This window comes from Tamlana crocina (assembly GCF_012037625.1).
This window is the reverse complement of record NZ_JAAVJS010000274.1, coordinates 1-434: the sequence shown is the minus strand read 5'-3', so window position 1 is coordinate 434 and position 434 is coordinate 1. Positions and strand designations below refer to the sequence as shown.

The 434-nt window shown below is 35.0% G+C and carries 1 protein-coding gene; it reads right to left on the bottom strand.

Features of this window, described 5'->3' with window-relative positions; translation table 11 throughout:
• Window positions 1-434: hypothetical protein (locus HC176_RS16685; RefSeq protein ID WP_167920135.1), on the bottom strand; the 434-nt coding region annotated here is incomplete at both ends.

The window sequence follows — 434 nt, the reverse complement described above, 5'->3', positions numbered from 1 at the left end:
ACCACCCCTTTTTCGATAGTCACACAACCAGTCCAGCCGAAATGATAATTTCCATCTTCCGGAACAGAACCATCTATTGATGCTTTATCTCCAATGTTATATTCTCCGGTTCTGGTTGAAGTTGAATATATGGTCATTACCCGGCCATCATTTAAATTTTTTAGAACCTTGGTGCAAGGAGATTTAAGCTGCGAAGGATCAAAACTTGTTGCATTTCTGGCTGAAGTTTGATTAAGTTGCTGCAGGTATTTTTCTTCAATGAATTTGAAAATACTTTCTGCAGTATTTAATTCACCGTCAAATTTATTTTCATTGACTAAAAACGCATATTCTTCTTTTCCATCTATTTTCAAGGCTAAAACATTTTCATCAAAAAAGCCTTGTTTGAAAAGGTGACTGTTAGAAGCACGATCAATAAGTAAAGAGTTATTACC